15 protein-coding genes and 1 pseudogene are annotated in these 26,041 nt (G+C 68.9%); 10 read left to right on the plus strand and 6 right to left on the minus strand.

What is annotated here, in order from left to right; translation table 11 throughout:
- The first annotated feature begins 262 nt into the window (after window positions 1-262).
- Genes FS885_RS06640 through FS885_RS06650 form a run of 3 tightly spaced genes read left to right on the plus strand, consistent with a single transcriptional unit; the run spans window position 263 to window position 3,989 of the window.
- Window positions 263-1,957, plus strand: coding sequence for an FAD-binding oxidoreductase (locus tag FS885_RS06640; RefSeq protein WP_144744283.1), 1,695 nt, complete (start codon window positions 263-265; stop codon window positions 1,955-1,957).
- On the plus strand, window positions 1,957-2,763 hold the full coding sequence (locus tag FS885_RS06645) for an electron transfer flavoprotein subunit beta/FixA family protein (RefSeq protein WP_186365805.1): 807 nt from the start codon (window positions 1,957-1,959) through the stop codon (window positions 2,761-2,763). The genes FS885_RS06640 and FS885_RS06645 overlap by 1 nt, the downstream gene beginning before the upstream one ends.
- Complete coding sequence (locus FS885_RS06650; RefSeq protein WP_144744285.1) at window positions 2,760-3,989, plus strand: electron transfer flavoprotein subunit alpha; 1,230 nt, start codon at window positions 2,760-2,762, stop codon at window positions 3,987-3,989. Before FS885_RS06645 ends, FS885_RS06650 begins: the two co-directional genes overlap by 4 nt.
- A 2-nt stretch (window positions 3,990-3,991) precedes the next feature.
- Here FS885_RS06650 and FS885_RS06655 read toward each other — a convergent pair whose 3' ends face one another.
- From FS885_RS06655 to FS885_RS06665, 3 genes are read right to left on the minus strand one after another with little or no spacing between them, the layout of a single operon-like run.
- Window positions 3,992-4,321, minus strand: a complete 330-nt coding sequence (locus tag FS885_RS06655; RefSeq protein ID WP_144744286.1) for a branched-chain amino acid transporter permease — start codon at window positions 4,319-4,321, stop codon at window positions 3,992-3,994.
- Window positions 4,318-5,103: an AzlC family ABC transporter permease gene (locus tag FS885_RS06660; protein WP_246060835.1), complete on the minus strand. Its 786-nt coding sequence runs from the start codon at window positions 5,101-5,103 to the stop codon at window positions 4,318-4,320. The genes FS885_RS06655 and FS885_RS06660 overlap by 4 nt, the downstream gene beginning before the upstream one ends.
- A 39-nt stretch (window positions 5,104-5,142) precedes the next feature.
- Window positions 5,143-5,895: a cyclase family protein gene (locus FS885_RS06665; RefSeq protein ID WP_144744288.1), complete on the minus strand. Its 753-nt coding sequence runs from the start codon at window positions 5,893-5,895 to the stop codon at window positions 5,143-5,145.
- Between the two features lie 280 nt (window positions 5,896-6,175).
- On the opposite strand from FS885_RS06665, the gene FS885_RS06670 reads away from it, so the two are divergent.
- The 4 genes and pseudogenes from FS885_RS06670 (at window position 6,176) to FS885_RS06685 (ending at window position 12,009) form a co-directional block, all read left to right on the plus strand.
- Window positions 6,176-6,928, plus strand: coding sequence for a DeoR/GlpR family DNA-binding transcription regulator (locus FS885_RS06670; protein WP_144744289.1), 753 nt, complete (start codon window positions 6,176-6,178; stop codon window positions 6,926-6,928).
- A gap of 50 nt (window positions 6,929-6,978) precedes the next feature.
- A complete protein-coding gene (gene pfkB / locus FS885_RS06675) occupies window positions 6,979-7,905 on the plus strand; it encodes a 1-phosphofructokinase (protein WP_144744290.1) in 927 nt (308 codons plus the stop codon).
- Between the two features lie 242 nt (window positions 7,906-8,147).
- Complete coding sequence (locus tag FS885_RS06680) at window positions 8,148-10,139, plus strand: PTS fructose transporter subunit IIABC (protein ID WP_144744291.1); 1,992 nt, start codon at window positions 8,148-8,150, stop codon at window positions 10,137-10,139.
- 265 nt (window positions 10,140-10,404) lie between these two features.
- Window positions 10,405-12,009: pseudogene (locus FS885_RS06685) on the plus strand (4Fe-4S dicluster domain-containing protein).
- An 89-nt stretch (window positions 12,010-12,098) separates the two neighbouring features.
- On the opposite strand, the gene FS885_RS06690 reads toward FS885_RS06685, so the two are convergent.
- The 3 genes from FS885_RS06690 to FS885_RS06700 form a co-directional block, all read right to left on the minus strand.
- The gene (locus tag FS885_RS06690) at window positions 12,099-12,923 is read right to left on the minus strand and encodes an HD domain-containing protein (RefSeq protein WP_144744292.1); all 825 of its coding nucleotides are present in this window, start codon (window positions 12,921-12,923) and stop codon (window positions 12,099-12,101) included.
- Window positions 12,924-13,057: 134 nt separating this feature from the next.
- The gene (locus FS885_RS06695) at window positions 13,058-16,801 is read right to left on the minus strand and encodes a phosphoribosylformylglycinamidine synthase (protein WP_144744293.1); all 3,744 of its coding nucleotides are present in this window, start codon (window positions 16,799-16,801) and stop codon (window positions 13,058-13,060) included.
- Between the two features lie 735 nt (window positions 16,802-17,536).
- The gene (locus FS885_RS06700; protein ID WP_144744294.1) at window positions 17,537-17,980 is read right to left on the minus strand and encodes a hypothetical protein; all 444 of its coding nucleotides are present in this window, start codon (window positions 17,978-17,980) and stop codon (window positions 17,537-17,539) included.
- A gap of 174 nt (window positions 17,981-18,154) precedes the next feature.
- Here FS885_RS06700 and FS885_RS06705 point away from each other — a divergent pair, with 174 nt between their 5' ends.
- From FS885_RS06705 to FS885_RS06715, 3 genes are all read left to right on the plus strand, one after another.
- Window positions 18,155-22,042, plus strand: a complete 3,888-nt coding sequence (locus FS885_RS06705) for an SHIRT domain-containing protein (RefSeq protein ID WP_144744295.1) — start codon at window positions 18,155-18,157, stop codon at window positions 22,040-22,042.
- A 460-nt stretch (window positions 22,043-22,502) separates the two neighbouring features.
- The gene (locus FS885_RS06710; RefSeq protein WP_144744296.1) at window positions 22,503-23,687 is read left to right on the plus strand and encodes a hypothetical protein; all 1,185 of its coding nucleotides are present in this window, start codon (window positions 22,503-22,505) and stop codon (window positions 23,685-23,687) included.
- A 57-nt stretch (window positions 23,688-23,744) separates the two neighbouring features.
- Entirely contained in the window at window positions 23,745-25,976 is a 2,232-nt protein-coding gene (locus FS885_RS06715) for a hypothetical protein (protein ID WP_144744297.1), read from the plus strand.
- Window positions 25,977-26,041 lie beyond the last annotated feature (65 nt).

The following is a 26,041-nucleotide window of genomic DNA, read 5'->3' on the forward strand; positions in this document are numbered from 1 at the left end:
ACGGGTGCGAAAAATCGATTGTGTGAAAGCCGTGGACGTCTGGCCAGCAAACCGTTTGCGCATCGTGCCGGGATGGCGCACTCGGCGCCGTTGCGGCGCGGCATCTGGCAGGCGAGGGCTTGCCGCGCCCCGCATCCCGTTCGCCGAACCGCGCCGCCCGCCGCCCCGATTGTTTCCAAACCGAAATCGGAAGCCGGGGCGCAAGGTAGCGGCGATGCCCGGGGATACAATGGCAGCAGATGCATCAAGGGGAGGTGGGGTCATGGGCAGCTCCCAGGCCCGTATCGATGCGATCGGTCCCGCGTTCGGGGACTACCTGCACGATGAATCGAGGAACACCGGCTTCGCGGACACGATCTCGTTCCCGCGAAGCGAGGACGAGGTCCGCGCGGTGCTGCGTGCGCTGCACGGGCGGCGCGTCCCCGTGACGGTCCAGGGCGCCCGGACGGGTCTCGCCGCCGGCGCGGTGCCCCACGGCGGGCACATCATGAACCTCTCGCGCATGAACCGCGTGCTGGGCCTGAGCCGCGACGGGGCGGGTGCGTTCGCCGTGCGCGTCGAGCCGGGCGTGGTCCTCTCGGAGCTGCGCAAGCACCTCGCCGCGAAGCGCTTTCCTGAGGACGGCTGGGACGAGGCCTCCCGCGCCGCCGCCCGCGCGCTCGCCGAGGCCTCCGAGCAGATGTTTCCCACCGACCCCACCGAGTCGACAGCCTGCCTGGGCGGCATGGCGGCGTGCAACGCGTCGGGCGCGCGCAGCTACCGCTACGGGCCCATGCGCCCGCACGTCCGGGCGCTCCGCATGGTGCTCGCTGACGGCGACGTGCTCGCGCTGCGCCGCGGCGAGGCGCGCTCGCGCGGCCGGTCGCTCGAGGTCGTCACGGAGGCGGGACGCACGATCGCGGTCGAGCTGCCGACCTACACCATGCCGCACGCGAAGAACGCCTCGGGCTACTACGTCGCCGACGACATGGACGCGATCGACCTGGCGATCGGCTCGGACGGCACGCTCGGCGTCATCACCGAGCTCGAGCTCGCGCTCATGCCCGCGCCGCCGGTGATCTGGGGCGCGAGCTGCTTTCTTCCCGACGAGGAGGCGGCGCTCGACGCGACGGTCGCCGCGCGCGAGGGGCTCCGCCATGTGGCGGCCCTCGAGTACTTTGATCCGGCGTCCCTCGACATCCTGCGGCGCGCCAAGGCGGGCGGTGCGGCGTTCGCGGCGCTCCCCGAGCTGCCCGCGGATGCGGCATGCTGCCTCTACGTCGAGCTCCACAGCGCGAGCGAGGACGAGGCGGCAGACGACCTCGCGCGGCTCGCGGGGCTTCTCGGGCGCGTGGGCGGCGACGCGAGCCGCACGTGGGTCGCGCGCACCGCGCTCGACCGCGAGACGCTCACGTTCTTCAGGCATGCCGTGCCGGAGAGCGTCAACATGCTCATCGACGAGCGCCGCCGCACCGACCCCGCGATCACCAAGCTGGGCAGCGACATGTCCGTGCCCGACGAGCGCCTGCGCGACGTCGTGGCCATGTACCGCGCGACGCTCGCCGAGGCCGGGCTCGAGTCGGCCGCGTGGGGGCATATCGGCGACAACCACCTGCACGTGAACGTGCTTCCGCGCTCGCAGGGCGACTACCTGCGCGGCAAGGAGCTCTTCGAGCGCTGGGCGCGCACCGTCACCGAGCTGGGCGGCGCCGTCTCGGCCGAGCACGGCGTGGGCAAGGTCAAGCGGGATTTCCTGGCGGTCATGTACGGTGAGGCGCACGTGCGCGAGATGGCGCGCGTGAAGCGCGCGTTCGACCCCTTCTGCCAGCTGGGGCGCGGCAACCTGTTCGACGAGGAGTTGCTGGAAGATAGTGCGCTCGACGGGGCGCCGGGCGAAGCCGCCTGCGCGGTCGCGCCGGATGGCGGCGCCTGCGCGGGCCCCTCGGCATCCGCCGCCTGCGGGGAGGTGCGTGCCTGATGCATATCGTGGTCTGCGTGAAGGCGGTGCCGGGAAGCACCGAGGTGCGGATGGACCCCATCACTCACACGATCGTCCGCGACGGCGCTGCCGCGGTGGTGAACCCCTTTGACGCGACGGCGCTCGAGGTCGCGCTGCGCATCAAGGACGAGCGGGCGGCCCGCGGCGCCTCGACGCGGGTGAGCGCGCTCTCGATGGGGATCCCCGTCACCGAGGCCCTGCTGCGCGACTGCATCGCCCGCGGGGCCGACGATGCGCTCCTGCTTTCCGACCGGGCGTTCGCGGGGGCGGACACGCTCGCGACGAGCTACGCGCTCTCCTGCAGCCTGCGCGAGCTCGCCCGCGGCGCCGCGCCCGACCTCATCCTCTGCGGCAAGATGGCCGTCGACGGCGACACGGCCCAGATCGGGCCCGAGCTCGCGGGCCTTCTGGGCCTCGCCTGCGCGACCGACGTGCGCGCGGTCGAGTCCTGCACAGACGGCGCGGTCATTGTGCGGCGCGCCACCGACTCGGGCCTCGAGCGGGCGGAGGTGCCGCTGCCGGCGGTCCTCACCATGGCGAAGGACGCAGCCCAGCCCCGCATGCCGAGCATCCTGGGCGTGCTCGCCGCCCGCGGCGCCGCGGTGCGCGTGCTCGGCGCGCGCGAGGCCGGTGCCGACCCGGCGCGCATCGGGCTTGCGGGTTCGCCCACGCAGGTGGTCCGTTCCTTCGTGCCCGAGCGCGCGGCCGAGGCCGAGGATATCGCGGGCGGCGTCGCCGAGCAGGCGGCGCGTGTGCTCGAGCTGATGGGAGGTGCCGGCGCATGAGCGGGCTTGCGGTCGATACCGAGCGCTGCGTCGGGTGCGCCCGCTGCGTGCGGGCATGCGCGTTCGGCGGGATCGAGGTGCGCGACCGGCTCGCGCGCCCCACCGACGCCTGCACGCTGTGCGGCGCCTGCGTCGAGGCCTGCCCGACGGCTGCGCTCGCCGTCGGGCGCGACGTTGCCGGTGCTGCGCCGGGGCGGCTCGATGCTCAGGGCCTCGCGGGCTTCCGGGACATCTGGGTCGTCGCGCAGCGGGATGCCGCCGGCGCCGTGCTGCCGGTGACCTTCGAGCTCGTCGCCAAGGCGCGCGAGCTCGCCGCCGCGCGCGGTTGCCGCGTCGTGGCGGTGCTCGCCGAGGGCGCGCAGGGGCCGTCCTGCGCCAAGGCGCTTCTCGCCGCGGGTGCGGACGCGGTGCTCAGGTGCCGCGACGGGCGCCTCGCGGAGCAGGATGCCGAGGTCCTCGCCTCGCTGCTCGTCGCGCTCGCGCGCGACCGCAGGCCCGAGGTCGTGCTCTTCGGGGCGACGGCGCTCGGCCGCGAGGTCGCGCCGCGCGCGGCGGTGCAGCTCGCAAGCGGCCTCACGGCGGATTGCACCGCGCTTTCCATCGACCCTGTGACCGATCTTCTGCAGCAGACGCGCCCTGCCTTTGGCGGCAACCTCATGGCGACGATCGAGTGCCCCGCGCACCGTCCCCAGATGGCGACGGTCCGTCCCGGCGTGTTCGCCGGCCCGCATGACGCCGGCACTCCGCGCGGCGCCGCGCCCGCTTCCGGCCCTGTCGAGGACGTCGTGCTCGACGCCGCGGTGGCGCCCCGCGTGCGCGTGATCGAGCGCGTCGCCGCAGCAGGCGGCCCCTCGATCGCGCAGGCCAAGCGGCTCGTCGTCGTGGGGCGCGGCATCGGAGGCAAGAAGAACCTCCCGCTCATGGAGCACCTCGCCTACCTGCTCGGCGCCGAGCTGGGCTGCACGCGGCCGCTCGTGGAGGCGGGCTGGCTCGACTATGCGCACCAGGTGGGGCAGACGGGCGTCGCGGTGGCGCCGGAGCTTATGCTCAGCCTCGGGGTCTCCGGCGCGGTCCAGCACCTGGCGGGCATCGGCGGCGCCCGCACCGTCATCGCCGTGAACGAGGACCCGTCCGCGCCGATCTTCGGCGCCGCGCGCTACCGCGTCGTGGCCGACTGTATGGAGCTCACCCGCGAGCTCGTGCGCCGTCTCGAGGCCCGCCGTTAGGCCTACAGGAACACCAGGTTCACGAGCGTCATGTAGAGCCCCGTGCCCGCGAAGATCGAGAGCAGCATGTTGCGGCGCCACAGGTAGAGCGCGCCGGTCACGAGGATGCAGATGAGCTCGGGTGCCGCGTGGTGCCCGGTGAAGAGGCTCACGTCCTTCAGGCAGTAGACCACGAGCAGCCCGAAGACCGCGCCGGGGAGCGCGCGCCCCAGGTAGCGGATGTAGCGCGGCGCCTCGCGCCCGGAGGGGAAGGCGAAAAACGGCAGCGCGCGCGTGAGCACGGTCGCGGCCGCGGCGACGGCGATGGTGGCGATCATCTGGGGCGTCGTCATCGCGCATCGCCTCCGGCGGCGTCGTCCGCGGCGGCATGGCCCCCATCGCCGGCGCCGTTGCCCCCGGCACGCTCGGCCTGCTCGCTCCCCGACACCCCGAGCACCGGCTCGAGCCGCCCGCGTGCGAGCGTGACGGCCGCCAGGATGATGAGCATCGCCGGAATCATGAAGAGGTCGGCCCCGAACGCCCAGAGCGCGACGAGTGCCGCGCCGACGCCGATGATCTCGCTTGCGGGCACGGGGTCCTTCTGCCACTGGTCGATGAAGATCACCGTGAAGAGCGCCGTCATCGCGAACGACACGCCCTCGACCTCGAGCGCGACCATGCTGCCGAAGAGGCTCCCCAGCGTGCAGCCCACGACCCAGTAGAGCTGGTCGAGCAGGCTCACGAAGGTCATGAACCAACCCTCGTCCACGCCTGCGGGCACGCGGGCCGAGAAGTTGATCGAGAACGACTCGTCGCACATCGCGAAGATGAGGTAGGGCCGCTTGGCGCCCTGCCCGCGGAACCGCTCGAGCATCGAGAGGCCGTAGAACAGGTGCCGCGCGTTGATGACGAGCACCGTGAGGAACACCTGCACGGGGTTGAACGGCGCCGTGAGCATGGACGCGACGACGAACTCGGCCGAGCCGGCGAAGATGAGGCACGCCATGAGCGGCGGCACCCACCAGGGGAGGCCGAGCGACGTCGCGTAGATGCCGCAGGTGATTCCCAGGAACAGGAAGCCGGCGAGGATGGGTATGGTCGGCGGGAACGCCGCCTTGAGGGCGGCGAGGCGCACGGATGCGCCGGTACGCGGGGCGGACAGGGCGGCTCGCCTCTATTCGAACACAGCGACCACGCGCGCGGGCAGGCCCGTGGCCCCCTCGATGTGCGGCCAGCTCACGAACACGATGGCGCCGGTGGCAGGCACCTGGTCGAGGTTCGCCATGACTTCGACCTGCAGGTGGCCGTTATCGAGGATCCAGCGCTCGCAGGCGAGGTCGCCGGCCTCGGCGGCGAGGAAGGAGGCGTCGGTGTCGAACGTCTCGTGGCCGTTCATCTTGATGTCGCGCTCCTCGTAGAGGAAGCGCACGGCCTCCATGGACCAGCCGGGACAGTGCTCGCCGCCGTTTTTGTCGAAGTTGTTGAGGGCGTCGTTGTCGGGCCAGCGGTGGGACCAGTCGGTGCGCAGGGCCACGAAGGCGCCCGCGGGGATGCGGCCGTGCTCGGCCTCCCACGCCTCGATGTCGGCGACGGTGACGGCGGTGTCGGGGCCCTTGGCGGCGATCTTGGGCGTGAGGTCGATCACGCAGAGCGGCATCGCCATGTGCTCGGGGCCGTAGGCCTCGGCGCCGACCTTGCCCGGGGTGAAGTGGCTCGGGAAGTCGACGTGCGTGCCGAACTGTCCGGGGAACTTGTAGGTGTGGATACGGCAGGAGAGCATCTCCTCGTCGTAGTCGAACACGGTGCGGCACAGCTCGACCGAGCCGGCGGGGATGCCCGCCCAGTAAGGGCTCTCGTTGGTGAGGGGGTGGGAGAGCTCGACCCACGTGCAGTCGTTCAGATGCTCGAGTTCTTGCCACAGGCTCATGGGGACCTCCTTGCTCGTGCCGGTGCGGGCGCGCCCGCGTGCTCGCCCCATCATACCAAGCGCGCTGCCCGTGTCGGCGCGCCGGCGCTCGCCGTTCGCCGGTCGAAACATACCGTTGACCGGTCGTGAACGATTCTGGGCGGTTGTGACCGTTCATGGGCGTATAGTCATGGTGACCGGAAAAGACCGTTTGTGAGTGGTTGTGACGGGAAGGCGGCCGCAGGACAGCGCGCGCCACCGCCGACCGGAGCGCCGTCGCAGGTACCAGGGAGGAAGCGCCATGCTCGCCGAGGATCGACTCGACCGGATCGTCCAGATGGTGAACGACCGCGGCTCGGTGACCGCCACCGAGCTCATGGAGGCGCTCGACGCCTCCGAGTCCACGATCCGCCGCGACCTCACGCGGCTCGCGCAGATGGGCCGCATCGCGCGCGTGCACGGCGGCGCCACGGCGCTCGCCCGCACCGTGGTCCCCGCCGACCAGACCGTCAGCGAGAAGCGCCGCCTGCACCTGTGGGAGAAGGCCGCCATCGCGCGCCACGCCGCGAAGCTCATCGGCCCGGACGACTTCGTCTACATCGACGCCGGCTCGACGACCGGCTGCCTGGTCGAGGCCATCACCGAGACGCGCGCGACCTACGTCACCAACTCGATCGCGAACGCGCACGTGCTGCTCGAGAAGGGCTGCCGCGTGCTTCTGCCCGCGGGCGAGCTCAAGGCCATCACCGAGGCGCTCGTCGGCGAGCAGACGGTCGCCTGCATCGAGCGCTTCCGCTTCACGATCGGGTTCTTCGGCACGAACGGCGCCACGCCCGAGACGGGCTTCACCACGCCCGAGGTGGGCGAGGCCTTCATCAAGGAGGTCGCGCTCAAGCAGACGCTGCGGCCCTTCGTGCTGTGCGACTCGAGCAAGTTCTCGAACGTGTCGCCGTGCGCCTTCGCGGCGTTCGAGGCGGCGACGATCATCACCGACTCCGTGCCCGATAGCCTCGCCGACCAGGGCGACATCGTGATCGCGGACCCCGCCGCCTAGCTGCCCTTCCAACCGCGCCCCGTCGTTCGCCAGCAAAGAGAGGATTCGCCATGATCTACACCGTCACCTTCAACCCGTGCCTCGACTACATCGTGCGCGTCGACGGGCTCGAGCTCGGCGCCGTGAACCGCACTGCGCACGAGGAGATGCTCGCGGGCGGCAAGGGCGTGAACGTGTCCATCGTGCTCAGGAACCTGGGCCACGAGAACTGCGCCCTCGGCTTTCTTGCCGGCTTCACCGGCGACGAGATCGCGCGCCGGCTGCGCGCGTCGGGCGTCGCCGCGGACTTCATCCACGTCGCCGAGGGCATGAGCCGCATCAACGTGAAGATCAACGCCGACGGCGTGGAGACCGAGGTCAACGGCATGGGCCCCGCGATCACGGCGGCCGACGTCGAGGCGCTCTACGCGAAGCTCGACGGCCTCGCCGCGGGCGACACGCTCATCATCTCGGGCAGCGTGCCGAGCGTGCTGCCCGGAGACATCTACGAGCGCATCATGGCCCGTCTCGAGGGGCGCGGCATCGACATCGTGGTCGACGCGACGCGCGACCTGCTCGTCAACGTGCTGCCGTACCGGCCCTTCCTCATCAAGCCCAACAACCACGAGCTCGGCGAGATCTTCGGCGTCTCGCTCTCCACGCGCGACGAGGTCGTGCCCTACGCGCGCAGGCTGCAGGAACGCGGCGCGCGCAACGTGCTCGTCTCCATGGCAGGCGAGGGCGCCGTGCTCGTCGCGGAGGGCGGCGGGGTCTACATGAGCGAGGCCCCGCGCGGCATCGTCGTGAACTCCGTGGGCGCCGGCGACTCCATGGTGGCGGGTTTCGTTGCTGGGTTCATGGAGAGCGGCGGGTCGCATGAGCAGGCGTTTCGCATGGGCGTCTGCACCGGGTCGGCCAGCGCGTTCTCGATGGGGCTCGCCACGCGGCCCGCGGTCGAGGAGCTGATGGCGCGGCTGCCGCAACAAAAAATCAAGTAGTAGGTACCTTTTGGCGGACTGTCCGAGTAGCCGGAAGACCTTGAAGATTCCAACCAGCGGTTTCCCTGCAAAACCGGACCGGTCTATCCGCGCGTGTCCCAGTAACCCACCTACTACTTGAAAAAAGTGTCCACCTAGCGATGCGAACGCCGTGGGTCCGCGCTTCCCGGCGGGAAACCCAGGGCCGTCGCGAACCGATCGAGGTAATTCCATCCGGCGCGAGCCGGGGAAAGGAGCTTTTCATGCAAATCACCGGATTGCTGAAGAAGGAGGGCGTGAAGCTCGGTGTCGCCGCCGCGACGCAGGCCGAGGCCATCGACGCGCTGGTCGACCTGCAGGTGGGCATCGGGACGATCGCCGACCGCGAGCGGTACCGCGACGCGGTGCTCGCACGCGAGGCGGAGTTCTCCACGGCGGTGGGCGAGGGCGTGGCGATCCCGCACGCCAAGACCGATGCCGTGCGCGAGCCCGGCCTTGTGGCCATCACGGTCCCCGGCGGCGTTGACTGGAAGGCGCCCGACGGGAAGCCGTCCGACCTCATCTTCCTGATCGCCGCGCCCGAGACCGAGGCGAACGTGCACCTCGAGGTGCTCGCGAAGCTCTCGGCGCTGCTCATGCACCCCGAGTTCCCGGCCGCGCTGCGCGCCTCGAGCAGCGTCGATGAGTTCCTCGCCGCGATCGATGCCGCCGAGGCCGCCTACGACGCCGACCAGCAGGCGAAGGCCGCCGCGAAGGCCGAGGCCGCGCCCGCTGCCGAGGCCGCGTCCGGCCTGCCTGAGATCCTCGCGATTACCGCGTGCCCCACGGGTATCGCGCACACCTACATGGCTGCCGAGAACCTCGAGAAGGTCGCGGGCGAGATGGGTTACACCATCAAGGTCGAGACCCAGGGCTCCGTGGGCACGAAGAACGCCCTCACCGCCGAGGAGATCGCCGCGTGCAAGGGCATCATCATCGCGGCCGACAAGGGCATCGAGCTCGGCCGCTTCGACGGCAAGCCGCTCTACTCCACGAACGTCTCCGCCGGCATCAACGACGCCGAGCGCCTCATCAAGATCATCGTGGACGGCGAGGCGCCCATCTGCCACGCGAAGGGCGGTTCCTCCGCGCCGGCGGCCGCCTCGGGCGACGGCATCGGCTCGCAGATCTACAAGCACCTCATGAACGGCGTGTCGCACATGCTGCCGTTCGTCGTGGGCGGCGGCATCCTGAAGGCCATCGCCTTCTTGGTGGACACCCAGGGCATGGGCACGGCGGCCTACGGCAGCTCCACGCCCATCGCCGCGTTCTTCAACCTCGTGGGCGGCACAGCGTTCGACTTCATGCTGCCCATCCTCGCCGCGTTCATCGCGATGTCGATCGCCGACCGTCCCGGCCTCGCGCCCGGTCTCGTGGGCGGCTGGCTCGCCAAGCAGGGCTTCACGCTGGGCTATCTCGCCACGGCCATGGATGCCGAGGCGCAGGGCGCCCTCATCTCGGGCGGCTTCATCGCGGCACTCTTCGCGGGCTTCGCGGCAGGCTACCTCACGCTCGCCTTCGAGAAGGCCTGCGACCACCTGCCGAGCTCGCTCGAGGGCATCAAGCCGGTGCTGCTCTACCCGCTCGTGGCGATCTTCGCGATCGGCTTCGTGATGCTCGCGCTGAACCCTGTCTTCGCGGCCATCAACTCCTGGCTCACCGGCGCGCTGAACAGCCTCGGCACGGGTAACCTCGTGCTTCTGGGCGCCGTCGTGGGCGGCATGATGTCGGTCGACATGGGCGGTCCCTTCAACAAGGCGGCCTACGTGTTCGGCACCGGCATGCTCGCCGCCGGCACCACCTCCGCGCAGATCGTCATGGCCTCCGTCATGGTCGGCGGCATGGTCCCGCCCATCGCGGTGGCGCTCTCCACGACGTTCTTCAAGAACCGCTGGACCGAGGCCGACCGCAAGGCCGGTATCGTGAACTACATCATGGGCCTCTCGTTCATCTCCGAGGGCGCGATCCCCTATGCCGCCGCCGACCCCGGCCGTGTGCTCCCGAGCTGCATCATCGGCTCCGCGCTGGCCGGCGCGCTCTCCGCGCTCTTCGGCTGCACGAGCCCCGCGCCGCACGGTGGCGCCTGGGTCATCGCCGTCATCGGCAACCCGGTCATGTACCTCGTGGCGCTCGTCGCGGGTTCCGTGGTGGCCGCGCTCATCCTCTCGTTCCTGAAGAAGCCGCTCTCGGCTGAGGAGGCCGGGCTGGCCAGGTAGCGGGCGCGCCGCCGCGTCGGGGCCGGCGCGCAGCGTGCGAGCGCGCTCGCGGCGGGCGAAGGCTCGAATGCGTACCCGATCGACCGGGCGTCTGCCGACACGGCGGGCGCCCGGTCGCTTATCATCCGCCCCTCGGCCCGGAAACGCCCGCGAAACATGTGCCGCAGGCCATCTAGCGCCCAGTGCGGCCCCGGTATACTGGTGCCATCGCATCCTCGATAGGCATACCGCGGCGGGCCGGCGCCCGCCCGGAGAGGGGGCTTTTATGGCAGAAGCGATGCGCGGGGTCTACACCAGCCTCGCCAAGATCCGCCGCACCGTGTTCCGCGAGGTCGCGCGCGTGGCCTACGAAGACGACGACGGTGTGCTCGACGAGCTCAACGACCTGCCGTACGAGATCATCTCGGGCGACGTCGCGACGTACCGCGAGAGCGTGTTCCTCGAGCGCGCCATCGTGGGCGAGCGCATCCGCCTGGCGATGGGCCTGCCGCTCTAGGGCGCCGACCGCCCGGCGAGGATCTCGGAGGGCACGGAGCAGGCGGCGAAACCCGAGACCTACTACGAGCCGCCGCTCATCAACATCATCAACTTCGCGTGCAACGCGTGCGCCGAGGAATCGTACGTGGTGTCGAACCTCTGCCAGGGGTGCCTCGCGCACCCGTGCCGCGAGGTGTGCCCCAAGGGCGCCATCACCTTCGTGGACAAGAAGGCCTACATCGACCAGGAGAAATGCATCAAATGCGGGCGCTGCCGAGAGGTCTGCCCGTACACGGCCATCGCGCACTGGGAGCGCCCGTGCGCGGCGGCGTGCGGCATGGACGCGATCGGCTCCGACGAGCAGGGGCGCGCCGTCATCGATTACGACAAGTGCGTCTCGTGTGGGCAGTGCCTGGTGAGCTGCCCCTTCGGCGCGATCGCCGACAAGAGCCAGATCTTCCAGATCATCCAGGCCATCCGCGCCGGCGAGGAGGTCATCGCGGCGGTCGCCCCGTCGTTCGTGGGGCAGTTCGGCGGCCGCGGCAACGTCGACAAGCTGCGCGAGGCGTTCAAGACGCTCGGCTTCGCGGGCGTCGAGGAGGTCGCGGTCGGCGCGGACCTGTGCGCCGTGCAGGAGGCGGGCTACTTCCTGGAGGAGGTGCCCGAGAAGATCCCGTTCATGGCGACGAGCTGCTGCCCGGCGTGGTCGGTCATGGCCAAGAAGGAGTTCCCCGAGTTCGCGGGCTGCGTCTCGATGGCGCTGACGCCGATGGTGCTCACCGCGCGCCTCATCCGCGAGCACCATCCCAAGGCGAAGATCGTCTTCGTGGGACCGTGCTCGGCCAAGAAGCTCGAGGCGATGCGCAAGAGCGTGAAGAGCGAGGTCGACTTCGTGCTCACCTTCGAGGAGATGGCGGGCATGATGGACGCCAAGGGCATCGAGTACACCAAGCTCACGGGCGACGGCGCGACGGATTTCGAGACGGCGAGCGCCGACGGGCGCGCCTTCGCGGTGGCCGGCGGCGTCGCGCACGCGGTGGTCGACGCCATCCACGAGCAGCATCCCGACCTCGAGGTCAAGGTCGAGGCGGCCGAGGGCCTCGAGAACTGCCGCAAGCTCATGAAGGACGCCGTGAAGGGCAAGTACGACGGCTACCTGCTCGAGGGCATGGCGTGCCCGGGCGGCTGCGTGGCGGGGCCCGGCACCATCCAGGGCGTGAAGAAGTCCGCGGCGCAGGTGCGCGCCTACGCGAAGAAGTCGCCGCACAAGGTCGCGACCGAGAACATGCACAACCGCTACCTCGGCACGCTCGAGCGCGCGAACGACGGCATCCGCGAGGAGGACGCCGTGGCCGAGACCTTCGAGGCGCAGCGGGTGGACGCCGACGCGTAGCAGGTCGCCGGTGCTGGACGCTGCGCTTCAGGGGACGATGCGCCGTCGCCAACGCGCGGCTCAGCCTGCCGGCGGGGTGCCCTTTCGCGCTACGCCAGTCGCTCGTCGATCCAGGCGCGCAGGTGGCCGTCCATGCGGTTCATGAGCATGCGCGTCGCGGGGTCGGTAAACGGCGCCTCGATGCCGAACGGCCGCTCGAAAGGCAGGAACATGAAGCCCTGCTCGTCGGCGATCATAAGGCTTTCGGGGTAGACGAGCTCGTAGGTGAAGCAGGCGAGCGACACGAGGAAGTCCGCCGGCGTGGCGCGCTCCTCGCGGCGCACGGTGCGGTGCGCGAAGAACGCGTCCTCCACGGCGGGGGAGACGGTGCTCGCGAGGAGCTCCGCCTCGCTTGCGCCGAGGACCGTCTCGACCGTGTCGGTGCAGGTTACGCGCAGGATATCGATCTTGTCGGCATCGCGCACCACGTCGCAGACGGCGCGCGTGCGCACGTCGAGCTGCTCGGGCAGACGGAAATCGCTGTGGTAGGCGACCGCCGCGCGGACGATCCGCTCGAGCTCGGCGTCGGGGTCGATGAAGCGGTGGACGAGCGGCCGCTCGCCATCTGCGGCGCCGAAGAGCACCTCGACGCCGAGCGCGGCGTGGCTCGCCGACGCGGCGTCGCTGAACGTGTCCCACCGGCGCAGCTGCTCGAAGCGGCCGATGTCGTGCAGAAGGCCGCACAGCCAGGCGAGGTCCGCACCTGCCGGGGTGAACCCCGCCCCGCGCGCGATGCGGTCGCAGAGCTCCGCCACACGCAGCGTGTGCTCCACCTTGAGCGCGATACGCGGGTTCGCGGCATCGTAGGGCGCCACGTAGGCGTCGAACGCCGCGCGCGCCCGCTCACGGTCGATAGCATCGATGACGTTGGCCATGAAGGCTCCTCTCGATGGACCGGCAGCTAGGGTCGCCGGCGTACAGAGAAGGCCCTCCGCGGGCTCCGCTGCCACAGGGCGGCGGGAACCGGCGCGAAGGGCCTGCTACTTCGGGACCCTACCGGTGCCGGGGCTTACGCGAAGTACGCGACACCGCTCTCGAAGATCGGCATGTACTTGCGGCCGGGCACGTTCCGGTACAGACCCTCGCCGCTGCGCTCGACGTGGCCCATCTTGCCGAAGACGCGGCCGTCCGGCGAGGTGATGCCCTCGATGGCGCACACGCTGCCGTTGGGGTTCACCGCGAGGTCCATGCTGGGCGCGCCCGCCGCGTCGACGTACTGCGTGGCGATCTGGCCGCCGGCCGCGAGCTGGCCGAGCACCTCGTCCGTCGCGACGAAGCGACCCTCGCCGTGGCTGATGGCCACGGTGTAGACGTCGCCGACCTCGCAGGCGGAGAGCCAGGGCGAGAGGTTCGACGCCACGCGCGTCTTCACGAGGCGGCTCTGGTGCCGGCCGATGGTGTTGAACGTGAGCGTGGGCGCGTCCGCCGTGGCGGGCACGATGTCGCCGTACGGCACGAGGCCGAGCTTCACGAGCGCCTGGAAGCCGTTGCAAATTCCGAGCATCAGGCCGTCGCGGTTCTGCAGCAGGTCGCGCACGGCGTCGGTGACCTCGGGCGCGCGGAAGAACGCGGTGATGAACTTCGCGGAGCCGTCCGGCTCGTCGCCGCCGGAGAAGCCGCCGGGGATCATGACGATCTGGCTCTCGCGGAGGCGGCGGGCGAGCTCGCGCGAGCTCTCGGCCACGGCCTCGGGCGTGAGGTTGTTGATGACGAAGGTATCGGCCACGGCGCCGGCGCGCTCGAAGGCGCGGGCGCTGTCGTACTCGCAGTTGTTGCCGGGGAAGACCGGGATGATCACGCGCGGGCGGGCGAACTTCTCGCCGGTGTAGACGTGCGGGGCGGCAGCGGTGAACGTGATGGGCTCGACCGCGGGCAGCGCGGCCGCCTCGGCCGCGGGCGTGCGGTAGGGGAAGACGCCCTCGATGCCGCGCTCCCAGGCTTCCTGCAGCTCGGCGAGGTCGATCTGCTCGCTCGCCGTCTCGAGCACGTAGCCCTCGACCGTGGTGCCGAGCGGCTCGATCACGACGCCGTCCGCGGCGCCCTCGAGCACCGCGTCCGCGTCCTCGGTAAGCTCGACGATGAAGCTGCCGTACATCGGCTCGAAGAGGCTATCCACATCGACGTCGTCGGCGAGCTCGAGGCCGATGCCGTTGCCCACGGCCATCTTGAAGAGCGCCTCGGCGCTGCAGCCGTAGCCGGGGGTGTCGATGGCGAGCGCGGCGCCGGCCTCCGCGAGCTGCTCGACGAGCTTGAACGCCTCGAGCAGCTGGGCGGCGTCGGGACGCCAGTCCTCGGCGTAGTCGGCGGGCGCGATGCGCACGACGCGATGGCCCGCGCCCTTGAACTCGGGCGAGACCACGCGGTCGAGCTTGCCCGTGGCGACGGCGAACGAGACGAGCGTGGGCGGCACGTCGAGGTCCTCGAAGGAGCCGGACATGGAGTCCTTGCCGCCGATAGCGCCGATGCCCAGGTCGATCTGGGCCATGAGGGCGCCGAGCACAGCCGCGGCGGGCTTGCCCCAGCGCTCGGGCACGTCGCGCAGGCGCTCGAAGTACTCCTGGAACGAGAGGTAGGCGCGCTCGTGCTCAAAGCCGGTGGCCACCAGGCGGCTCACGCTCTCCACCACGGAGAGGTAGGCGCCGGCGAACTGATCGGCGCTCATGAGGTAGGGGTTGAAGCCCCATGCCATGCCCGAGACCGTGGTGGTCTCGCCGTCGACGGGGAACTTCGCGACCATCGCCTGCGCGGGCGTGAGCTGGGTCTTGCCGCCGAAGGGCATGAGCACCGTGGCGGCGCCGATGGTGGAGTCGAAGCGCTCGGCGAGGCCCTTGTTCGAGGCGACGTTGAGGTCGGAGACGAGTGCGCCCATGCGCTCGGCGAGCGTGGTACCCTCCCAGGCGGGTTGCCACACGGAGCGCGGCCCCACGTGCACGGCCTGGTGCTTGGGCGCGCCGTTGCTGGCGAGGAAGGCGCGGGAGAGGTCCACGATCACGTCGCCGTTCCAGGCCATGCGCACGCGCTTCTCGTGCGTGACCTCGGCGATGACGGTGGCCTCGAGGTTCTCCTCCTCGGCGTAGCCCATGAACTCGTCGACGTCGTCCTCCGCCACGGCCACGGCCATGCGCTCCTGGGACTCCGAGATCGCGAGCTCGGTGCCGTCGAGGCCCTCGTACTTCTTGGTGACCTGGTCGAGGTCGATGTAGAGGCCGTCGGCGAGCTCACCCACGGCGACGGAGACGCCGCCCGCGCCGAAGTCGTTGCAGCGCTTGATGAGGCGGCACGCGTCCTCGCGGCGGAAGAGGCGCTGGAGTTTGCGCTCCATGGGGGCGTTGCCCTTCTGGACCTCGGCGCCGTCCTTCTCGATGGACTCGACGTTGTGCGCCTTGGAGCTGCCCGTGGCGCCGCCGATGCCGTCGCGGCCGGTGCGCCCGCCGAGCAGGATGATCTTGTCGCCGGGCTGGGGCTCCTCGCGGCGCACGTGGCTCGCGGGCGTGGCGCCCACGACGGCGCCGACCTCCATGCGCTTGGCCACGTAGCCCGGGTGGTAGAGCTCGGAGACCTGCCCCGTGGCGAGGCCGATCTGGTTGCCGTAGCTCGAGTAGCCGGCGGCGGCGGTCGTCACGAGCTTGCGCTGCGGCAGCTTGCCTGCCATGGTCTCGGCGACCGGGACCGTGGGGTCGGCCGCGCCGGTCACGCGCATGGCCTGGTAGACGTAGCTGCGGCCGGAGAGCGGGTCGCGGATGGCGCCGCCGATGCAGGTCGCCGCGCCGCCGAAGGGCTCGATCTCGGTCGGGTGGTTGTGGGTCTCGTTCTTGAAGAGGAAGAGCCAGTCCTCATCCTTGCCGTCGACGTCGACCGTGACCTTCACCGTGCAGGCGTTGATCTCCTCGGACTCGTCGAGGTCGGTGAGCAGCCCCTCGTGCTTGAGCCACTTGGCGCCGATGGTGCCCATGTCCATGAGGCAGACGGGCTTCCCGTCGCGGCCGAGCTCGTGGCGGATCTCGAGGTAGCGGTCGAAGGCCGCCTGGATCACGGCGTCGTCGATCTGGACCTCGTCGAGCACGGTGCCGAACGTGGTGTGGCGGCAGTGGTCGGACCAGTAGGTGTCGATGACGCGGATCTCGGTGATCGAGGGGTCGCGACCCTCCTCGGTGAAGTGCTCCTGGCAGAAGCGGATGTCGGCGAGGTCCATAGCCAGGCCGCGCTCGGCGATGAAGGCGGCGAGGCCGGCCTCGTCGAGCTCGCGGAAGCCGTCGAGGATCTCGACGGGCTCGGGATCGGGAATCTCGGTGGCGAGGGTCTCGGGCTTCTCGAGCGAGGCGAGCCGCGCCTCGACCGGGTTCACCACGTAGCGCTTGATGGCGTCGAGGGCGCCCTCATCGAGCGCACCCTCGATGAGGTAGACCTTGGCGGAGCGCACGGTGGGGCGCTCGCCCTGGGAGATGAGCTGGATGCACTCGCTCGCGGAGTCGGCGCGCTGGTCGAACTGGCCGGGCAGGAACTCCACGGCGAAGGTCGCCGCGCCCTCGGCCTGTGGGAGCTCGTCGTAGGTGACGTCGACCTGCGGCTCGCTGAACACGGTGGGGATGCAGGAGCGGAAGAGCTCCTCGTCGATGCCCTCGACATCGTAGCGGTTGATGAGCCGGAGGCCCGTGATGCCCTCGATGCCGAGGATGGTGGTGAGCTCGGCCGCGAGCTGCTTGGCCTCGACGTCGAAGCCCGGTTTCTTCTCCACGTAGATGCGAGAGACCATGGATCCTGCCCTTCCCTAGGGTGGTTGCATACCGTCTCCATGATACGACAGGGCGCGTGCGCGCAGGCCCCGCCCCGCGAGGTTCACGAGGTTTCTGCGGCAGCCGGGTGCGTCGCGGCCTTTCCGGTGTCTTGCGCGGCAAGGGGGAGAGCGTTCGAGCAAGAATACTGTGCCTTATTCGGGAGGACCGGTTTAGCCGCCGCGCTTGCGTCGAGAAGTCGCAGGATTCTGCTTTGCGTTGCGGCCGTTAGCGGGGTAGCTGCGATTTTTCGCACAGTATTCTTGTCTGAACATGCGCCCGCGTCGCGCTCATCGCTCCAAACCGCCCGAGTGCGTCGCCGGGGTGAGGCCACCCGTTCGAGCGTCTTGGCGGTGGATGCTATCAAAACCAGCGGGTAGAGCGGCTCGGCGAGCTACGTTTTCCTGCGGGTTCTTTTGGGGTTGGTCAGGATGCGCCCAGACGGTCCGATAGTACCCACCGCCAAGATGCCCGAACTCTCAGGAACGGGGCTCGATACGGCATATGGAGGGCGCTCGGCCGCCGGCCACCGCCGTTCGCATCATAAGATTTTTTAAAAATCATTCCGGCACAGAACGCAAAGTAAGAGATAACAAGAAAGAGGTGAAAAAAAGAGGGGGGGGTAATTCGATTATGACACTATATATAATACAAACCAGCAGGATATATACCCCGAATAGGTTTGAACAAGAGAATCGGTTCAGCTGTTTGCGTCGTTATCGGCTGATGGGCCCGTTCGCGTCATCGAACCCGTTGCCGCCCTGCGGAGCGGAGCGCTGCTTCCCACCGGCGATGGGGCCCGAGAGCGGGTCGGTTGCCGTCGCATCACGCTCATCGCGCCGCGCGAGGAAAAACAGGATCGCACCGATGAGGGCGAGCGCTGTCGTGGTGATGGGAAGGACCCGGCTCAAGACGAAGACCACTAGGTAGATCGGCAGCGCGAGCATGACAAACCAGCCCGTGCCGGGTCCGTCGAGTCCGAACTGCACGTCGAGGTAGGCGACTATCGCCCAGCAGATCAACGCGCAGACCAGCGATAGGGCGGCGAGCCCGAAGAGGACAAACGCCGCGGTCCGTTTGCCGTTTGGCTTGTTGGGAGGCTGCGTGAACGGCGGAGGGGAGACCTTCTCTGGGCCTGTTTGATTGCGCGGAGGATGCATGGCGGTTCCTCTCGAGTGGATGCTGGCTCCATTGTACTAGCGGATAGGGCTACGCGGTACGGTTCCCAACAGGCAAAGACCGGCGGATTGACAAAACCTTATTGAGGGGGGTACATTTCAACTAAATGTAGGTCAAACGCAGCACTATGCTCTGTTTGTTCGGGGGAATTGAATATGGTGACCTCACCGCAGCCGCGCAACGTCGTCGCGAAATCGCTGGGCATGCTTGCATGCCTGGTCGCTCTGTTCATCTTCACGTCGGTGCCGCTCACGGCGGGTGCCGAGGAAGGTATCTCGGGGAGCGGCCAGGGTTCCGCGCCGGCGTCTGTCGAGAGCGTCTCGCCGCAGGCGGCGGGATCCGCCGCGCCCGCCGCGGCCCCGCGCGCGACGTACAGCCCCGTCGAGCAGTCAGACGGCACCTGGCTGTGCACGGTCAAGAGCGAGTGGGAGTACGAGAAGGCGCTCGACGAGATCGCCGGCGATGTCCCGGAGGGCGCCGAGGTCACCATCTGCGCGACCGCGTCCTTCAGCGAGAAGGAGCAGTACGACGTCGAGGGCGTCGCGGGCCGTAGCATCACGCTGACGGCGGACGAGGGCGTCACCTTCACCGTGCGCCTGGGCGAGTCTCTTGAGGGCGACCTCACGCTCGACCGCGTGCGCCTGAACCTCTCCTACAACTCCGACGAGACCTGGTGCAACGGCTTCCACTTCGAGACGACCGAGAACACAACTGCCTATATCTCGGGCTCCTCTATGGTCTATGGCACGACGAACCTCTACGGCGGCTCCGATGGTACGGATGTCGCCAGCACGGATATCGTTCTCAAGGGCGGCGCGTTCGAGAACGTCTACGCGGGCGGGTCGGACGGTGGCGCCGTCACAGGTGACACAAGCCTCGTGATTGGTGGATCCGTGACAGTGAAGAAAGCCGCTTTCGGCGGCGGCCTCGACGGCACGGTCGGCGGGGATACCCACGTCACCCTCGAGGACCAGGCGTCCGCCAAGGTCTTCGGCGGCGGCGAGGACGCGAATCCCGACGTCTCCGATACCTCCGACGCGACGCGCACGGATGCCGCCGTGGCCGGGACCGCCTACGTCACCGTGACGAGCTCAGCGAACGGCGGGACCGTCTACGGTGGCTCCATCCACTCGACCGTGGGCAACGTGCGCATGGACGTGACGAAGGCCACGGGCTGGGTCTACGGCACCGGCGAGCACGACACCATCAAGGGCACGGTCGAGATCAAGTACAACTGCAGTGGCGTCTCCGAGGCCAAGATCAGCGGCACGGGCGACTCCGGCTACAATACCGGCGCCGGCCCCATCCGCGTCCTCAACGAGGGCCGCTCCGATCAGGCCATCACCATCGACTACACCGCTGCCGTCGCGGGCGGCGTCACCGACTTTGGCGGCTCCGTCTACCATTTCAGTGGCGGTGATGCCGAGGTCAAGGGCGACGTCGTCGCCAACATCTATGGCGGAAGCCCGGAGAGCCTCCAGAGCAGGAGCTCAACCGTCGACGTGACCGTGAACGGCGACACCGTCTACAACATCCTCGGCACGACGCATACCTACTACGTCGAGGGCCTGCGCGCCGAGGCCGAGAGCGATGACACCACCTACACCACGTCCGTGAACGTGGCCGCGGGCGTCACGTTCACCACGAGCCTCGTCCAGCAGGTCGACCTCTTCGACATCGCCGACGGCGCCGACGTGCGCATCACCGGCTGGAGCCCCGCCTCCAAGAACTGGGGCAACGACCCCTTCCAGGGCACGGTGAGCCTCGTGCGCATCGGCGCGAACGCCGTGCTCGACACGAATCCCCAGGGCTGCTCGCTCTCCGGCTCCGTGGAGATGGATGAGGGCGCCACCTGGCGCGTGCGCGGCCCCATCACGGTCGAGGGCGACTTCACCATCGATGGCGCGGCAAACCTGCAGCTGCCCGTAGTGGCCAATGGCAAGAACTACCACGATGAAGGCGGCACCATCCCCCTGCGTATCGAGGGCGCGGCCTCCGGCACGGCGAAGGTGCAGCTCATGGCGCGCGACTTCGCGGCGTCGGGGGAGAGCGTCCCCGTCAACGTGGCCGCCGCGGCCGACATTGAGGAGGGCCAGGACTACATCATCGCGCGCGGGAACGGCGACGATCCCGTCGCGGGCACCTTCACGCTCGCGAACGCCGACGTTCCCGAGGGCCTCTCGCTCGGCCGCGTGACCGACCCCAAGGCAAGCGACAACTACCTGTGGCAGATCGTGGCGGAGCCGGTCGAGGCCCATGTGATCTACAGCTTCTCGAGCGGCACGCGCGGGGGCAGCCTGCCCGATGAGGTTACGGACCTGCTTCCCGTGGACGGCACGGTCTACAGCGAGGGCGAGACGGTGACTGCGATCCAGCCGGAGCACACCACCGTGCTCGGACCGAAGAACTCCAGCGACGACACCCCGGGCGTGTGGACGTTCGAGGGCTATAAGGTCAACGGAGAACCTGCCGACGAGGTGGTGCTTTCCGAGGACGTCCTGAACAAGGACGGCTACGTCGAGTTCAAGGGCACGTGGACCTGGAGCGCGCTCGTCGAGGACTCCCTTTCCTACGACAAGAACGCCGACGCCGCGACGGGCTCGACGGGGCCCTCTGAGGGCTATGAGGGTCAGCCCGTTAAGGTGGCCGAAAACGGATTCACGCGTGTGGGTTATACGTTCACCGGCTGGAACACCGAGGCGGACGGCTCCGGCGATGATGTCGCCGCGGGCGATGAGTACACCCTGACCGCGGGCGAAGACGTCCTCTACGCGCAGTGGGAGTGCACCGCGGAGCCGCTCGTACCCACGGCCGTGTCGCTCACGGCCTACGAGGGCGGCGCCGGCTCCTCGGCCAACCCCGATGACGCCCTGCCCGAGCCGGTGTGGCTCTTCGAGGCGGAGGACTGGACGCTCTACATCGACGGCGAGGAGCAGGACGGCGACGCCGCGGCCTTCCAGTGGGGCTATTTCGTCGAGGGCTCGGCTGACGAGCAGACCGGCGCCGCCACGCGCGGCGTGTACGAGCTGCGCGTCTGGCCGCTCGCGGGCGATCCCGAGGTCGTTGCCGTGGCGGCCGACGGCGAGCAGTTCATCCTCGACCTCGACGGCGAGACGGCCGTGAAGGACGAGGCGGGCGAACCCGTGACCGTGGCGGTGCGCGACGTCACCGACGACGACGCGGCCGTGTCCCTGTCCGAGGAGCTCTTCCGCCCGGTGTACGGTGCGGCGTCCTCGGTGAGCACGATGAGCGCGCGCTCGGTCCGCGCCACCGCGGCGTGCGACGGCACGTGCGACACCACCGCCCCGCACGCGCACGTGGCCGAGGGCACCACGTTCGAGAGGAACGCGATCGACGGCCTCGCGGTGAACGCGGAAGCGAACGTGCAGCTGCTCTTCGACGGCTTCATTGACGGCGTGCTCGGTGATGCGGGCCGTATGGACGTGCTCGATGGCAAGGCTCGCGCGGCTGCCGGCAGCGCCTTCGGCGGCGACGCGGTCGAGCATGACTTCCGCTACCTGGACCTCGTCGACACGAACGACGGCAACGTGTGGGTGGCACCCGCCGACGGCAGCTCCGTCACGGTCTTCATCCCCTACAGCGGGACCATGACCGCCGAGAGCGAGATCGCGGTCGTCTACTTCGACGGCCTCACGCGCGACTACACCATCGACATGGATGCCGCCGACCTCGATGCCGAGATCGCCGGCACGAACGCCCACGCGCTCAGCGTGACCAAGACGGCGGATGGCATCACGTTCGAGGTGCCCTATTGCGAGTTCGGTCCGTTCGAGATCATGTGGGTCGACGCGGAGCAGACCGGCGACGATACCCCGACCGGCCCCGTTACTCCGGTGAACCCGGACATTCCCGCCGGTCCTGATGGGCCTGCGGGCGGGCAGGGGAGCGGCTCCGCTCAAGCCGGCAACGGCGGCACGCTCGTCGCGACGGGCGACGCCCTTCCCATCATGGGCGGTGCCATCGCCGCCGCGGGCGCGGCGCTGGCGGCTATCGGCGTCGCGCGGAGACGCCATAGCAGGTAGAGCGGCACGCGCTCGCCCTTTACCAACATAACCGAAGGTCCGCGCCCGGCCGCCGTGTCCCATCGGCGGCCGGGCGCGTCCTTGTGCGCCGAGCATTCGTTGCGGTATTCGGTGTGAGATTTCGAAGCGAGGCTGGAAGGGGAGATTTCAGACAAAGAAATCGCAGGTCAGCGAGGCGGGGTAAATCGGCATCTCGGACGGTCTTGATTTCTCACACCGAATTCCGTAACGAGCGTTCGAAACGGGCCGATGAGGGCCGTTCGGCGCCGGCGCCGATCGCCGTCTTGAGACCTCTGGCGCGGGCGCGCCGCCCGGGGCTCATCCGAATAGGTTGTAAACCGTTATGTTGGGAGCTGGAAACTTATTTCTGGTGGTGACAAGGGAATATCCGTGTCTCATAATAGGGGGGGGTAAATTAATATTACTTGGCAAATCGCACTTGAATCGTAACGGAGATGCCATGAAGAAACCTGCCGATATCCAAACGACGCTTTGCCGCGCGCTCGCCGTGCTTGCCGGTGCGGCGTTCCTGGTCGTGTTCACGTCGACGCCGCTCACCGCCCAGGCGGCAGGTGGGGCGGGGTCGCTCGCCGGTTCCGCAAGCGAGGCTGCGGACGCAGCACACGAGTCCGGCACCGCTCCGCAGGCCACCCGTGCCGCTAACGAGTACGAGGTCGGCAGCCCTCAGGACCTCACGGAGGCGATCGATGCGATCGAGCGCTCCGGAGCGACCGAGGCGACCATCGTTCTCACGGCGGATGTCGACGGCAACGTCCAGTTCGCCGGTATCGCCGGGGTCCACGTCACCGTGCGTAGCGAGGGCGACGCGGTCCATCTTCTGGACATGAAGTCCACCACGTCGCTCTTGGGCGGTCTCACGCTCGATAACGTGCAGGTCACGGCCAACACGATCTACGCCTGCGGTCATGATTTCGAGACCACCGACTCCTTCGCGGACAGCTTTCAGAACTTCTACGGCGGCGGCCCCGAGGGCGTGGACGTGACGGGCGACCCGACCATCACCATCCGGGGCGGCAGCTTCCAGAGCTTCTACGGCGGCGGCAAGGACAGCGACCTGGACGGCAGCGTCCACATCGTCGTCGACGATCCGGCGACGCGCGCGGGCGTCTCCTCCTTGAGTGGAATCAATTCGACCATCGGGAACTTCCATGGCGGTGGCCATGCGGAAGATACTCCCTCCGGCAAGGTGACGGGCGACGTCACCGTCGACTTCAGAAGCGGCTGGAACCTCACCTTCTTCGGCGGCGGGCAGAACTATTTCAGCGATACCGACGGTGAGGGCGACCGCGAGCCGGCAAGCGTCGGCGGCACCGTGACCGTCAACTTCAGCTACGAGGGCGCTCCGAGCGGATGCGTGTGGCCCGGTACGGCCATGCTCGCCGTCCATGGCGGCTCGGAGCACTCGACGGTCGGCGACATCCGACTCTACGTTAACGACGGAACCAACAACACCGGGGGCAACGGCGATACCGATTTCTTCGGCTGCGGTATTGAGGACACGGTGCGCGGCACGGTGGAGATGCGGATCACGGGTGGCGACTTCGGGGAGTGGTATTCGGCCTTCTTCGGGGGAGGCGATGAGGAGTCGCAGCTGCCCATCAGGGTTCTGAACGAGGACAGGTAGGGGACCGCCGTCTCCATCGTCTACGACAACTCGCAAGAACTCGACGGAACGTCGCCGATGCGCCGGGTGATCGCCGGGTCCCAGGGCAACGTCGAGACGGTCTATAGCGGCGACGTGAAGATCGAGATCCGCGCGGCAGCGCTCGACGCCGTCGCGCTCGACAACGAGGACCCGGGGTTGTTCTCGGGTCAAGAGAGCAACCTTACCGTCAACGGCAGCTCCCATATCAGCGTGGCGTCGGGCCACGTGTTCCGCATCCAGGGGCATTATGCAGAGTACGAAAGCGGCGAGACCGACGAGCTCACCACGGCGAGCATCACGGGCGGCTCGGAGGGGTCTCCCATCGAGATAGGGTATTTCAACCGTCTCGACCAGGTGACGATCGGGTCGGGTGCGAACGCGCTCGTTGACTCATATGGCCTCTTCGATGTTGAGGAGCCCGGCAAGATCGTTCAGAAGCCTTTCTACAACACCGACGAGCTCCATGTGGAAAGCGGGGCGACGCTTACCACGCGCGGCAACGGCCAGGCACGGGTGCTGTCCGGGGTCTACCTGGCGGGTACGTGGAACCAGGAGTACGCGAGCGGCACGACCATGGCGGGCGACAGTGATCGTTCCGCTGCCGACCTGCGCATCGGCAACTGGCTCGAGGTCGACGGCGGCACGCTGGTGAGTCACGGCACCGCGCACGTGTACAACGACGTCGAGTGCACGGGCGGCACGCTCGTGCTCATGGGGCAGACGATCTTCTCCATGACGGGTTCGAACAACCGCGAGGTGAGCTTCGACGGGACGGAGCTGTACCTTCCCATCGTGCCCTCTGCGGGCGAGGGCTATCCCGAGGCGACGGGCGAGCCGATCCGCCTCGCCTGCGGCGACGCGCTGAGCGGCACCGTGAACGTGCACCTCTTCGAGGACCCGGCGGCGTGGTCCACCGATGCGGTGATAGCCGACGGCCATGTGGGCACGAACTACATCGATGCCAGCACCGAGCGCTCCGACCTCAAAGCCACGCTCCCCAACGCGAACGCGGAGGAGGACGGCTACTTCTTCCGGCGTGTGGCCGACGCGGACAAGACGGACGCGGCAGGCGAGGACTACGACATGTGGCAGATTGACGCCTACGACGTCATGCTCGATCCTCTCGACATGGTCGCCTATACCGGCGGCGCCTCGCAGGGCGGCGACAGCTTCCCGGCCACCCGCTATCGGGTGTGGCTCGCCCCGGATATCGACGCGGCGGATGTCGAGATCGTGGTTGACGGAACGGCGCATGCGCTGCCCGATGGGACCGCGAGCGGCGACGTGGTCGCGCTGCCGTGGCTACCCGACGTGTTCACGCTGAGCGACGGGTCCCAGATGGGCGGCGCCGAGGATGGCGAGGGTGAGGTCGCGACGAGCGACCTGGCCGCGGGCGAGTACGCGGTGAGCGTGGACACGTCGAGGGTGGACGTGACCGCCGCCGGGAAGCCCGCCGACTACCGGTTCGGCACGTCGACCCTCACGGTGCGCGACGTCTCCGAGCCGGAGGGCGTGGTGAGCGGCGCTGTGGACGTGGCGCAGCCCGTGGTGGCGGATGCCTCTCAGGTGGATACCGCGGGCGGCATCGGCATGGCGGTCATCGACGAAGGCACGCGTTACTTTACGAACGGCCGCGAGGAGCTGGGGCTCCTCGGCAACGGCGAGGACGACGCCCAGATCTCCCTGCTCTTCGACGAGCTGCTGCCGGGCGACGGCACGGCTGATACGGCCGAGTACCTGCGCGAGCGCGCGGCGGCCGACGGCCACGTGCTCACGGAGGAGAACTCCGAGTTCCGCTACCTCGACCTTGTGAACGAGAACGACGGTAACGCCTGGGTGAGCACCGAGGACGGTGCCCAGATCGAGATTTACTGGCCGGTGCCCGAGGGTGTCGACCCCGAGGCGGTCGAGTTCTCCGTCCTGCACTTCCAGGGGCTCCACCGCCAGTACCGCGACGACCTCGCCGATCAGATCGCCGCGTGCGAGATCGAGGTGATTGACGCGCGCATCGAGGGCGATAACGTCGTGTTCACCCTCACCGGCGACCAGGACGAGGGCTGCTTCAGCCCGTTCGCCCTCACCTGGACCGCGCGCGGCGACCGGCCCGTCCAGCCCGGGCAGCCGGGTGACACCCCGGGTACGTCCGCCGGCAAGACCGAAGGCCTTGTCGCGACGGGCGATACAATCCCTGCGACGATCGGAGCCGTGGCGGTTGCGGGTACGACCCTGGTGGTCGGCGGTATGGTTGCTCGCCGACGCGACGGGTAGTTTCCGTCGCAGCGAGCTCTGATGAAGGCTCTTTAGCATAGACCCCCTTGGCAAGGGCACCGCAT

This window comes from Enorma burkinafasonensis, from assembly GCF_902150035.1.
Taxonomy (GTDB): domain Bacteria; phylum Actinomycetota; class Coriobacteriia; order Coriobacteriales; family Coriobacteriaceae; genus Enorma; species Enorma burkinafasonensis.

Coding starts and splice junctions, on each gene's coding strand:
- FS885_RS06640 (WP_144744283.1), top strand. CDS start 263: ATGGGCAGCTCCCAGGCCCGTATCGATGCGATCGGTCCCGCGTTCGGG.
- FS885_RS06645 (WP_186365805.1), top strand. CDS start 1,957: ATGCATATCGTGGTCTGCGTGAAGGCGGTGCCGGGAAGCACCGAGGTG.
- FS885_RS06650 (WP_144744285.1), top strand. CDS start 2,760: ATGAGCGGGCTTGCGGTCGATACCGAGCGCTGCGTCGGGTGCGCCCGC.
- FS885_RS06655 (WP_144744286.1), bottom strand. CDS start 4,321: ATGACGACGCCCCAGATGATCGCCACCATCGCCGTCGCCGCGGCCGCG.
- FS885_RS06665 (WP_144744288.1), bottom strand. CDS start 5,895: ATGAGCCTGTGGCAAGAACTCGAGCATCTGAACGACTGCACGTGGGTC.
- FS885_RS06670 (WP_144744289.1), top strand. CDS start 6,176: ATGCTCGCCGAGGATCGACTCGACCGGATCGTCCAGATGGTGAACGAC.
- pfkB (WP_144744290.1), top strand. CDS start 6,979: ATGATCTACACCGTCACCTTCAACCCGTGCCTCGACTACATCGTGCGC.
- FS885_RS06680 (WP_144744291.1), top strand. CDS start 8,148: ATGCAAATCACCGGATTGCTGAAGAAGGAGGGCGTGAAGCTCGGTGTC.
- FS885_RS06690 (WP_144744292.1), bottom strand. CDS start 12,923: ATGGCCAACGTCATCGATGCTATCGACCGTGAGCGGGCGCGCGCGGCG.
- FS885_RS06695 (WP_144744293.1), bottom strand. CDS start 16,801: ATGGTCTCTCGCATCTACGTGGAGAAGAAACCGGGCTTCGACGTCGAG.
- FS885_RS06700 (WP_144744294.1), bottom strand. CDS start 17,980: ATGCATCCTCCGCGCAATCAAACAGGCCCAGAGAAGGTCTCCCCTCCG.
- FS885_RS06705 (WP_144744295.1), top strand. CDS start 18,155: ATGGTGACCTCACCGCAGCCGCGCAACGTCGTCGCGAAATCGCTGGGC.
- FS885_RS06710 (WP_144744296.1), top strand. CDS start 22,503: ATGAAGAAACCTGCCGATATCCAAACGACGCTTTGCCGCGCGCTCGCC.
- FS885_RS06715 (WP_144744297.1), top strand. CDS start 23,745: ATGCGCCGGGTGATCGCCGGGTCCCAGGGCAACGTCGAGACGGTCTAT.